The 11535-nt window shown below is 61.5% G+C and carries 10 protein-coding genes and 2 pseudogenes; 7 read left to right on the forward strand and 5 right to left on the reverse strand.

What is annotated here, in order from left to right; translation table 11 throughout:
• Nucleotides 1–476 precede the first annotated feature (476 nt).
• From YA0848_RS24525 to YA0848_RS24550, 6 genes and pseudogenes are all read left to right on the forward strand, one after another.
• On the forward strand, nt 477–1337 hold the full coding sequence (locus tag YA0848_RS24525; protein WP_169903896.1) for a pirin family protein: 861 nt from the start codon (nt 477–479) through the stop codon (nt 1335–1337).
• Nucleotides 1338–1540: 203 nt separating this feature from the next.
• Nucleotides 1541–2986 carry a mechanosensitive ion channel family protein gene (locus YA0848_RS24530; RefSeq protein WP_034097406.1) on the forward strand — a complete coding sequence of 482 codons (1446 nt, stop codon included), beginning with the start codon at nt 1541–1543 and terminating at the stop codon, nt 2984–2986.
• A gap of 86 nt (nt 2987–3072) precedes the next feature.
• Nucleotides 3073–3702: a hypothetical protein gene (locus YA0848_RS24535; RefSeq protein WP_034097409.1), complete on the forward strand. Its 630-nt coding sequence runs from the start codon at nt 3073–3075 to the stop codon at nt 3700–3702.
• A gap of 31 nt (nt 3703–3733) precedes the next feature.
• Nucleotides 3734–3970: pseudogene (locus YA0848_RS36735) on the forward strand (hypothetical protein); the annotation flags it as partial.
• Between the two features lie 92 nt (nt 3971–4062).
• Nucleotides 4063–4581: a sigma-70 family RNA polymerase sigma factor gene (locus YA0848_RS24545; protein ID WP_034097412.1), complete on the forward strand. Its 519-nt coding sequence runs from the start codon at nt 4063–4065 to the stop codon at nt 4579–4581.
• Entirely contained in the window at nt 4578–5504 is a 927-nt protein-coding gene (locus YA0848_RS24550; protein WP_169867875.1) for a FecR domain-containing protein, read from the forward strand. The genes YA0848_RS24545 and YA0848_RS24550 overlap by 4 nt, the downstream gene beginning before the upstream one ends.
• Nucleotides 5505–5525: 21 nt before the next feature.
• On the opposite strand, the gene YA0848_RS24555 is transcribed toward YA0848_RS24550, so the two are convergent.
• The gene (locus tag YA0848_RS24555) at nt 5526–6671 is read right to left on the reverse strand and encodes a MalY/PatB family protein (protein ID WP_034097416.1); all 1146 of its coding nucleotides are present in this window, start codon (nt 6669–6671) and stop codon (nt 5526–5528) included.
• A 205-nt stretch (nt 6672–6876) separates the two neighbouring features.
• Between YA0848_RS24555 and ggt the strand changes: the two genes are divergently transcribed.
• Nucleotides 6877–8601, forward strand: a complete 1725-nt coding sequence (ggt, locus tag YA0848_RS24560; protein WP_198712461.1) for a gamma-glutamyltransferase — start codon at nt 6877–6879, stop codon at nt 8599–8601.
• A 32-nt stretch (nt 8602–8633) separates the two neighbouring features.
• On the opposite strand, the gene YA0848_RS24565 is transcribed toward ggt, so the two are convergent.
• The 4 genes and pseudogenes from YA0848_RS24565 to YA0848_RS36745 all read right to left on the reverse strand — a co-directional run.
• Nucleotides 8634–9164: an AAA family ATPase gene (locus YA0848_RS24565; protein WP_034097420.1), complete on the reverse strand. Its 531-nt coding sequence runs from the start codon at nt 9162–9164 to the stop codon at nt 8634–8636.
• Nucleotides 9161–9724, reverse strand: a complete 564-nt coding sequence (pnuC, locus tag YA0848_RS24570; protein WP_169903898.1) for a nicotinamide riboside transporter PnuC — start codon at nt 9722–9724, stop codon at nt 9161–9163. Before pnuC ends, YA0848_RS24565 begins: the two co-directional genes overlap by 4 nt.
• 115 nt (nt 9725–9839) lie before the next feature.
• On the reverse strand, nt 9840–10574 hold the full coding sequence (locus YA0848_RS36740) for a methyl-accepting chemotaxis protein (RefSeq protein WP_371264001.1): 735 nt from the start codon (nt 10572–10574) through the stop codon (nt 9840–9842).
• A gap of 120 nt (nt 10575–10694) precedes the next feature.
• Nucleotides 10695–11474, reverse strand: a pseudogene (locus YA0848_RS36745) (cache domain-containing protein); the annotation flags it as partial.
• Nucleotides 11475–11535: the final 61 nt, after the last annotated feature.

The raw sequence follows: 11535 nt of genomic DNA on the forward strand, positions 1-11535 counted from the left end.
CAGCCCTGTCGAGCAGGGCCTTCACGAAACAAACCATATGCAATCCCTCGCATTGTGTGATCAGGCGAGGGACTTTGCAGCGGTTTGCAGGGCGGGGGAGTAGAGCTTATCCGGCGGTTATGTGGGACGTTTCGACAATCTGGCACTGACCATAATCGGCATGCTCCATGCGATCTAAGTGGCGCCGATGGGCGGTGGGCCGTTGATCAAGGGGCTGGGCTGGTCGTCGGCTCCACCTATACCTGACGCAACAGCATGCGCCTGCGCCCGCAGCGCATTGTGTCCAGAGGCGTGACGCTGATGGCGCTGCGCGAGGTGTGGGCGCTGGTGATATATCAAGTATTTGGCTGGTCGGAGTTGGCGGTGCGCGCGCCTGCCTGTTGAACTGTCCTATACATAGGACAATCCAGGCCAGGTTTGCCGTCTAGTGCTTACGCTTCGCCGGCCTTATGGTGTACCCACTTTGGAGGTACATCATGAAAAAGTTAATCGGCATCTATACCAGTCCTCGCGGTCATTGGGTGGGGGACGGTTTTCCAGTGCGCACGCTGTTTTCCTACGACTCGCTAGGCAAACACATCAGCCCGTTCCTGCTGCTGGACCACGCCGGCCCGGCCGAATTCACGCCGACCGAACAGCGTTGCGGTGTCGGCCAGCACCCCCATCGCGGTTTTGAAACCGTAACCATCGTTTACGACGGCGAAGTCGAGCACCGTGATTCCACCGGCGCCGGCGGCACCATCGGCCCGGGCGACGTGCAATGGATGACGGCGGCCAAGGGTATCCTGCATGAGGAATTCCATTCCCCAGCCTTTGCCCGCCGTGGCGGCGCGCTGGAGATGGTGCAACTGTGGGTCAACCTGCCGGCCAAGGACAAAATGGCCGAGGCGGGCTATCAGACAATTGTCGACGCCGATATCCCGGTACTGCCCCTGGCCAACGACGCCGGACAGCTGCGCCTGATTGCCGGTGAATTCGCCGGTGCCAGCGGCCCGGCGCGCACTTTTACGCCTATTGATGTGTGGGATCTGCGCCTTAATCCGGGCAAACCGGTCACCCTGGACTTGCATGCAGGGCGTAATACCGCCCTGGTGATCCTGCGCGGCACGCTGCTGATCAATGGGCAGGAAATCGCGCGCCAAGGGCAATTGGCGCTGTTCGAACGCGATGGCCGCCAGGTGACATTGGAGTCCAACGACGACGCCAAGGTGTTGCTGCTCAGCGGCGAGCCGATTGATGAGCCCATCGTTGGGCATGGGCCGTTTGTGATGAATACCGAGCAGGAGATCCACCAAGCGTTTGCGGATTTCCAATCCGGCAAATTCGGGCGGATGTGAGCGCCCCAAATTTTGTGGTGAATAAACCGGCCTAGCGCGAGGCAAGCTCGCTCAGCACAGATGCGGTTTTTTGCGCGCTTTTTGTGGTGGGCAGGCTTGCCCTGCGCTGGTCTGCGTAGCAGCCCCATTCCATCCCGATACAATTTGTTTCCGACAATCTCATTTCATGCGATCTTCCCGTCATTCGCCCTGGAGTCGCCTGGATGCCCTCGTTTATCGCTGATCACCCGATGCTGTGCGCCTTGGCGCTGATCCTGATTGACATCGCCGTGTGGCGACTTATTTCCCCCAACCTGGACAACTGGAAGTTGGCGGCGCGGCTGCTGATTTTCGCGGTGTTCAGCGCCGTATTGTTTAACGACGGCATGAACCCCATGCAGTTGGCGCCTTATGCCGACAACACCGCGCTGCACCTGGCCGCCACGGCGTTACAGATCGGTTGGTGGTTGTTCGCGGCGCGTACGCTCACGGTATTGCTCGGCACCTTGATGATGCAGCGGGTCGGCCATACCGGGCGGCTGTTGCAGGATTTGATGGGCGCGGTGATTTTCCTGATCGCGATCATCGCCGCCATGGCCTATGTGCTCGACCTGCCGGTCAAAGGCGTGCTCGCCACCTCCGGCGCGGTGGCGATCATTGTCGGCCTGGCGCTGCAAAGCACCTTGAGCGATGTATTTTCCGGAATCGTGCTCAACACCACCAAGCCTTACCAACTGGATGACTGGATCTCCATCGACGGCACCGAAGGCCGCGTCACCGATATCGACTGGCGCGCCACACGTCTGCAAACCTCCCAGGGCAGCATGGCGGTGATCCCCAATTCCCTGGCGGCCAAGGCTAAGATCATCAATTTTTCCCGTCCGGCGGATATGTTCGGTTTGGCCGTCAGCCTGCAAGTCAGCCCCCATGCGCGCCCGCAAACGGTGATCGAAGCGTTGGAGCGCGCCATGCAAGGCTGCCGGCCGTTGCTGGCCAAGCCGGCACCCAGCGTGGCATTCAAAACGTCCGCCAGTGGCGGGGTGGAGTACGAGATCAGCGGGTTCGTGCCGGCCATGCCACTCAAACGCGAAGTACGCAACCAACTGTATGACTTGGCATTCCGTCATCTGCAAGCGGCTGGGGTGAGTCTGTTGTCGGCCACCGAGAGCGCCACGCCGGTGGTGACCTCACGGGCACGGGCGCTGTTGGACAGTTCGACGATTTTCTCCACCTTGCGCCAGGAAGAGAAGGAAACCTTCAGCCAAAACATGACCCTGAGCACCTATCGCGCCGGCGAGATGATCCTGCCGGCGGGCGAGGTCAGCGATCATTTGTTTATCGTCGAATCCGGCGTGGTCTCGGTGATGCTCACCAAAGGCGGGCATAAGTTCGAAGCCGGGCGTATGGGCCCTGGCGAGGTAATCGGCGAGGCGGGCATCCTGTCCGACGAGGCGACCCTGGCGGATTTCACCGCCAAGACCTTCTGCACCCTGTACCGCATCGAGAAGGAATACCTGACGCCGTGCCTGGATGCGCGCCACGACATTGGCGACGCCATGAAAACCCTGCTGGATTTCCGCGTACACGCCGCCCAGGCTCTGACCCAGGAAGCCCCGGTGGTGCCAGTGAAGAAAGGCTTTTTGCAGTGGTTGCGCACGCGCGGCCTGTGATCGTCGCCAGGCATGACGCCGGCAATTTTGTGGCATGACGAGCCTTCCGCGAAGGCTCAGCCGCTTTGATAAGGAACGCATTACCCATGAATCAAACTACCCCCACAACTTACTCTTGGCCGGTGATCATCGGTGCAGCTATCGCACTGTCAGGAGCGGCCGTCACTGTCGCCACATTCTTCGGGCTTAGATTTGGCCCGGCCGATTCCTTTTATTCCCAAAAGGATCTGACAGCGCAGTACATCCCTCGGAAGGATCTGGCGGCGTCGTATCTGCCGCTTGCCAGCCTTGCCACGGATTACATAAAGAAGAGCGAGGTGGACACGCACTATTTACCCGTCGACCAAGTCAACCGGCTATACGTGCCGAAGGCCGATTATCAGCGCCTTGAGAAACAACTCGCGGATCTGAACGAGAAGGTCAGCGCCATCCCCACCCCGTTCAAGACACTCACCAAGACTATGACCCGCGCAGGTGTGTGGACCGATGAGCGCCTGGGTGTCAGCATAAAAATGGAGGGGTATTCGATCGGCTCTTACGCTGAGGTCGATTTCATGTTGGCTTTGCCGGACGCCGCCTTACACAAGGAAACCCTCGACAGTCGAGAGAATTCACCAGTCTGGACCTTTATGAAGAACAACCGCGAATTTACCCTGTCGGTTGCCAACATCGTGCCAACCACCTTCGTCATCAAGGAGGTTGGCGCGCCGCGGTAAAGGCTTTTTACTGCAGGTTCACGAACAGCCCGCCATCCAGCAGATCAAAATGCTCGGCCGGCAACTGCGCATCCGCATCATGGGTGACACCAGTGATCAAGCGATCCAATTGCTTGAGCAAGGCCGCTTGACTCGTCGCAAGTCGCTGCCGGTGGACCTGACTGTGCGTCTGGCGCCGTTTGGCGTACTGATGCGCAAAGGTGATTCCGTCAGCCGAGAACTGGGGTTATTTATCGGCTTGCTGCGGCAAAAGGCATCGATGCGCTGAATGTAATGTTGAAAAGATCGTGGTAGTACGGCGCGATATTAAATAGAATGAATCTCATTTGAGACTCACTCGCGCTGCGCAGGTTGTTTGCCATGAATGATGCTGTTGTCCCTACGCAAGCCGCTGAACTGACGCTGTCGAGCTTGTATCGCGATCATCGCAGTTGGTTGGAAAACTGGCTGCGGCGGCGCTTGGGCAATGCCTGGGATGCGGCGGACTTGAGCCAGGATACGTTCCTGCGGGTATTGGCCAGTGCCCAGCCCATTGCGCAGATGCAGGAACCGCGTGCTTATCTTGTGACGGTGGGCAAGCGTTTGCTGGTGAATTTCCATCAGCGCCGCAGCCTGGAACAGGCCTATCTGAATGCCTTGGCCACCTTGCCCGAAGCCTGTGTGCCGTCGCCAGAGCAGCGTTGGCTGCTGCTGGAAACCCTGCAAGCCCTGGATGAGTTGCTCGACGGCTTGCCGGTGCTGGTGCGTCGCGCGTTTCTTTGGAGCCAGCTGGAAGGCCTGGGGTATCGCGAGATTGCCGAGCGGCTTGAGGTGTCTGAGCGCACGGTCAAGCGTTACATGGCCCAGGCGTATGAGCATTGCCTGCTGGTGGACCTATGAGTCGCGACGTCGCGCGCGCGGCGGCGCAGTGGTTGGCGTTGCTGGAGTCCGGCGCGGCCACTGAGCGCGATCACGTCGCGTTGCAGCACTGGCGCGACAGCCATCCTCAGCATGAGCAGACCTGGCAAAAAGCCCAGACCTTGCGCCAGCGCTTCAACGGTTTGCCCCAGGCGCTGGCGATGGCCAGTCTGGATCGCCCGCAACCGGGGCGGCGCGCGGTGCTCAAGCGTGCGCTGGGGGTGGCGGCGCTGGTGCCGACTGCCTGGCTGATCAGCCGTCAGCTGCCGCTCGAAACCTGGCGCGCAGACCTGCATACCGCCACCGGCGAGCGCAAACACCTGTCGTTGGCCGATGGCGCCAACTTGCAGCTCAACACTGCCACAGCGGTGGACATGGACCTGGCGCAGCGGCAAATCACTCTGGTCGACGGTGAACTGGCGCTTGATGTGCCAGGCCCCTCGGCGATCACCGTAAACACGCGTTATGGCCAACTGCGGGTCGGCCAGGCCCAGGTGTGCGTTCGGCAACTGGCGGCCGGTTGCCGCGTCTCGGTGCTCAAGGGGGCGGTGCAGGTACGTGACCTGAACGGGCAATTGGCGACGTTGCAAGGCGGCCAGCAAGCGCCCTTGCAAGCCACTGGGCTCGGCGCCTGGGTGCCGTTCGACGTGCTGCAATTGGGCTGGCGCGACGGAGTACTGACCGCGCAGAACCAGGCGCTGGGGGATTTTTTGCGGGAACTGGAACGCTACCGTCCTGGCGTGCTGCGCTGGGACCCGAGCCTGGAAGCGCTGCGGGTCACCGGCAGCTTTCGGTTGGAGGACACCGATCGCATCCTCAACCTGCTGGCCTCGACGTTAGGGTTGGAGGTACATGCCCGCACCCGTTATTGGGTGACACTCACCCCAGGTCGGCGCCTCAGCTGAGAGCCGCCCCGGCTCAGTCGGTTAACGCTCGCGCAACGCCCGCTCCATGCGCTGCAAGCCTTCCTCCAACATCGCCCGCGGGCAACCGAAGTTCAGGCGCACGAATTGCTGGCTGTCGTCGCCGAACTCGATCCCCGCGCTCAAGCCGACCTTGGCCTGTTCCAGAAAGAACTGCTGCGGATCGTCCAGCCCCAATGCCGTGCAATCGAGCCAGGCCAGGAACGTGCCTTGGGGCGCATGCATCACCACGCCGGGCAATCGGGTTTGCACGGCATTGAGCAGGTAATCACGGTTGGCTTGCAGGTACTTGACCAGCGCGTCGAGCCACTCGCCGCATTGGCTGTAGGCGGCACGGGTGGCCTCCAGGCCCAGTGGGCTGACGCTGTCGACCATACCGCAGCGCGCGTTGTTGAAACGCTCGCGGATCTCGGCGTTCTGGATCACCGCAAAGCAGGTCTTCAGGCCCGCCACGTTGTAGGCCTTGCTCGCCGACATCAGGGTGATGGTGCGCTGGGCGATCTGCGGGCTGAGGCTGGCGGTGGGGATATGGCGGCGGCCATCGAAGCACAGTTCGGCATGGATTTCGTCGCTGATGATCAGCGCGCCGTTGTCCAGGCAGGCGTTGGCCACGGCCAGCAGTTCTTCGCGGGGGAATACTTTGCCGATGGGATTGTGCGGGTTGCTCAGCAGCAGCGCGCCGGCGCCGTTCAGTGCCTGATGCATGGCGGGCAGAGGTGTCAGGTATTCACCATTGATGAACTCAAACGGCACTTCGATGCGCGGCAGGTTCCAGTGCCCCGGCGCCAAGCGAATCGGCCGGTAGTTGGGGGTTTGCAGCACCACCGCTTGGCCGGGTTGCACAAAGGCATGCAGCGCCATATTGAAGCCAGGTTCGACGCCGGGCAGGAACAGCAGTTCTTCGGGCAGCACACGCCAGGCGTACTTGGCCCACAAATCGTCGACGATGGCTTGGCGCACCTGCGGGCCGGCCACGCTGTAGCCGAGGATCTGCTGGTCGAGACGCTCGCGCAGGGCTTGCAGCACCGCCGGCGGCGCGGCGATGTCCATGTCGGCGATCCACATCGGCAACACGTCTGCCGGGTAACGGCTCCACTTGGTGCTACCGGTGCCGAGGCGGGAGTGGATCGTGTCGAAATCAAAGCTCATGGGCGGCTCGTCTCAAAGGGCAGGGGGGCTGATTCTAACGGGATAAATGCCAGATGCCAGTAGCGGTGCTGACAGGTCCTGAATACAGGCATATTGATGGCTTCGTCCCGTGACCGACAAGTTCTGTAATAAAAACGCCACCGCGCTGGGGCTTGGATCTGAGTCGGGCTATTTTGGTGCATCTCAACAACCCGAGTAGCCATGGATGAAATACCAACCTTTAAGCCGCACATTGATTACCACTGCCCTGGTGTTGACGGTCAGCGGCGTGCACGCAGCGTCCCAGGCCCCGGTGGCCGGGGAAAACGGCATGGTGGTCACGGCCCAGCATTTGGCCACCCACGTGGGCGTTGACGTGCTTAAAGCCGGAGGCAACGCAGTGGACGCGGCGGTAGCCGTGGGCTACGCGCTGGCGGTGGTTTACCCGGCGGCAGGCAACTTGGGCGGCGGCGGTTTCATGACCGTGCAGTTGGCGGACGGCCGCAAGACCTTCCTCGATTTCCGCGAAAAAGCTCCGCTGGCCGCCACTGCGGATATGTACCTGGACAAGGACGGCAACGTCGTCGAAGGCCTGAGCGCCAAAGGCCATTTGGCGGTCGGCGTGCCCGGTACGGTATCCGGCATGGAGTTGGCACTGAGCAAATACGGGACCCTCAAGCGTGCCCAGGTGATTGCTCCGGCAATCAAGCTGGCGGAAAACGGCTTCGCCCTGGAGCAGGGCGATATCGACCTGTTGCACACCGCCACCGGCGAGTTCGAAAAAGACAAGGACATGCGCGGCATCTTCCTGCACAACGGCCAGCCGCTGCAGGTCGGCCAGAAATTAGTGCAGAAAGACCTGGCCAAAACCCTCAAGGAAATTTCCGCCAAGGGCAGTGACGGCTTCTATAAAGGCTGGGTTGCCAAGGCATTGGTGGATTCCAGCCAGGCTGGCAAGGGCATCATCACCCAGGCCGACCTGGACAAGTACAAGACCCGCGAGCTGGCGCCCATCGAATGCGACTATCGCGGCTACCATGTGGTCTCGGCGCCGCCACCCAGCTCCGGTGGCGTGGTGATCTGCCAGATCATGAACATCCTCGAAGGCTACCCGATGGCCGATCTGGGCTATCACTCGGCCCAAGGCCTGCACTACCAGATCGAAGCGATGCGTCACGCTTACGTGGACCGCAACAGCTACCTGGGCGATCCGGATTTCGTACAAAACCCTATCGACCACCTGCTGGACAAGGACTACGCAGCTAAGCTGCGCGCTGCCATCGAGCCGCAAAAGGCCGGCGACTCCCAGGCGATCAAGCCTGGCGTGGCGCCCCATGAGGGCAACAACACCACTCACTATTCGATCGTCGACAAGTGGGGCAATGCGGTATCCGTGACCTACACCCTCAACGACTGGTTCGGTGCCGGCGTGATGGCGAGCAAGACCGGGGTCATCCTCAATGACGAAATGGACGACTTCACCGTCAAGGTCGGCGTGCCGAACATGTACGGCCTGGTGCAAGGCGAAGCCAACGCCATCGCACCCGGCAAGGCGCCGCTGTCATCCATGAGCCCCACCATCGTGACCAAGGACGGCAAGGCCGTGATGGTGGTGGGTACGCCGGGCGGCAGCCGCATCATCACCGCGACGTCGCTGACGATCCTTAACGTGATCGACTACAAGATGAACATTCAGGAAGCGGTGGACGCGCCGCGTTTCCATCAGCAGTGGATGCCAGAGACCACCAACCTGGAAACCTTTGCGGTGAGTCCGGATACCCAGAAGATTCTGGAGAGCTGGGGCCATAAGTTCGCCGGGCCGCAGGACGCCAACCATCTGGCCGCGATCCTGGTAGGGGCGCCGTCGCTGGGCGGCAAACCGGTGGGCAACAACCGCTTCTACGGGGCCAATGACCCACGTCGTAATACCGGGTTGTCCTTGGGCTACTGATCCACGCCCAGCCTCTGTCGGCGCGTTCGCGGTTACAGAGGCTGGGTGAGCAGTTTTCCCACCGCCGCGAACGCCGCTTGCCGGCGTTCCTCCCAATCGCCTCCGATCACCACTTTTGACTGTCGGTGCTGTTGCAGCCAGTCCAGGCCCGCCCGGAAAAACGCTTGGCGGTCGGCCAAGTGCGGCTGGCAGCGCTGGCCGTCGGCGGTCCATTCCACATCGTCGGGCGACAGCAGCAGATGCAGGTCGTAGTGACGGGCCAGCAGCTCATCTTCAAGCCAGGCAGGACAGTCGCCGAACAGGGTCTGGCTCCATAGCCGGTTGGTCAGCAGGTGGGTGTCGAGGATCAGCAGGTCGGGCTGCTCGGCGCGGGCGGCGTCTTCCCAGGCCAGTTGGCCGCGGGCGATGGCCGGGATGTCCGCCAGGCAGGTGTCGCGTTGGTGATGATCAATGAAATACCGCACGTATTCGCCGACCATCAAGCCGCCGAACTGCGCCTGCAACTGCGCCGCCAGCCAGCTTTTACCGCTGGATTCCGGGCCGGCCAAAACCACCACTTTCATGTGCGCAACGCCGGGTCGGCGCGCCACTCGCGCCAGCCTTGCACGGCAATCACAGTGAACAGCGCATAGAGTGCGGCGGTGAGGTATAAGCCTTTGTAGAGGAACAGCCCGACGAAAATCACGTCCACAGCGATCCACAACGGCCAGCATTGCACGCGTTTCTGCGCCATCCATACCTGCGCCACCAGGCTGAAGCCGGTGAGCGCGGCGTCGAGCCAGGGTTGCGCGGCGTCGGTCCAGTGCGCCATCGCCGCGCCCAACAGCAGGCTGCCGAGCGCACCCAGCGACAGGCTGGCACTGATGGCCGGCACGCCCAGGCGGGTGACCTGGCGCCCTTGCTTGATCTCGCCGGCGCGAGTCCATTGCCACCAGCCATACACTTGCAGGGCGGCGTAGACCACTTGCAGCAGCATGTCGGAATACAGTTTCACGTCGTAGAACACCCAGGTATAGAGCAGCACCATCACCAGGCCGATGGGCCAGCACCAGGGGTTCTGCTTGACCGTCAGCCAGACAGCGATCACCCCCAACGCGGCGGCGAACAGTTCAAGCCCGGACATGGTGGTTCCTTGGGAGAGTGGAAGAGGGCGGGGATTGTACCCAGAGGTGTGCAATCTACAAAACACACAGAGGCCGCCGGGGGAGGGAACCAGCCCCTCCCACAGCGGGGTAGCGCTAGACCTTGAACTGACGCAGCAAGCCTTCCAATTGTTCGCTCAAGCTGCGCAGTTGGGTGCTGGCCAGGCTCGATTGTTCCGCCGCCAACGCGGTGCTGTGGGACAGGCCGGCCGCCTGGGTGACGTTCTGGTTGATGTCTTCCACCACATGGGACTGTTGCAGGGTGGCGCTGGCAATCGAGGCGTTGAGGCCATTGAGATTGCGCAGGGCCTGGCCGATCGCGTTCAGGCTTTCGCCGGCCAGACCGGCTTGCTCGATGGTCGCTTGGGATGCAGTGTGGCTGTCGCTGATAACCTTGACTGCCGCTTCGGAGTGACCTTGCAGGCGCTCGATCATCACTTGGATTTCGGCGGTGGATTTCTGTGTGCGCTGGGCCAGCAGGCGCACCTCGTCGGCCACCACGGCGAAGCCCCGGCCTTGTTCGCCGGCCCGTGCGGCTTCAATCGCAGCGTTGAGCGCCAGCAGGTTGGTCTGGTCTGCGATAGAGCGGATCACCTCCAGCACGCCGCCGATCTGGGTGCTTTCGCTGGACAGAGTACGGATAACGTCCACCGCCTGGCTGATGGTGGTGGAAAGCTGATCGATCCGTTGCAGGCTGCCGTCGATATTGACCTGGCCTTGCTGGGCCTGGGCCTGGGCGTCGCGCATTTCGCTGGCGGCGTGTTCGGCGTTCTTGGCCACGTCCTGCACGCCATAGGTGACTTCATTGATGGCGGTGGCCACCAGTTCCATTTGCTGCGATTGCTGCTGGCTGCGGTCGTGGGCCTGGCTGGCGTTATTGCCCAACTCCTGAGAGGACTGGCCCAGGGCGTTGGCACACACCTGCAGTTGGCTGACCACCTGGCGCAACTTGGCGGTAAAACTGTTGAAATGCCGGGACAGCTGGGTGACTTCATCGCGCCCGTGGGTATCGAGGCTGCGGGTCAGGTCGCTTTCGCCGCTGGCGATATTGCCCATGGCGTTTACCGCGGCTTGCAACGGCTGCACGATGCTGCGGGCGATCAACGTTACCAGCAGGGCCATGACCAACGCGATCACCAGGCCGATCACCGAGGCTTTCCACACCTGGCCGTTGAACTCGGCCTGGACGTCGTCCACATACACGCCAGAGCCGATAATCCAGCCCCAGGGTTCGAACAATTGGATATACGAGGTCTTGGCCACCGGGGCTTCGGCGCCAGGCTTGGGCCAGCGGTAGTTAACGATGCCGGCACCTTTGGCCTTAGCCAGGACCACGAATTCGTTGAAAATGGCGAAACCGTCGGGGTCGCGGATGGCCGAGAGGTTTTGGCCATCTAGCTTGGGGTTTGCCGGGTGCATGACCATTACAGGGGTGAGGTCGTTGATCCAGAAGTAGTCGTCATGGTCGTAGCGCAGCCCACGCACGGCGCTGAGGGCCTGTTTCTGCGCGGCTTCGCGGGTCATGGCGCCGGTGGTTTCCAGGCCGTGGTAGAACGTCAGAATGCCGCTGGCGGTCTGTACCACATGCTGGGTTTGCAGACGTTTGGCTTGGTAAAGGTCGTCATGAATCTGCTTGAGCATCAGCAAACCCAAAGCCAACAGCATCAGCACGGCGACTATCAGAATCAGCCACAGCCGCCGGCTGATCGACATATTGCGCAAACTGTTCATCGTCCTGTCACTCCGGGCTTTTTATAATTGTGGCGTTTGATCGACTTTTACGCCTTGTCTG

Origin of the sequence: Pseudomonas sp. S4_EA_1b, assembly GCF_016307435.1 — a bacterium.
Lineage (GTDB): Bacteria > Pseudomonadota > Gammaproteobacteria > Pseudomonadales > Pseudomonadaceae > Aquipseudomonas > Aquipseudomonas rhodesiae.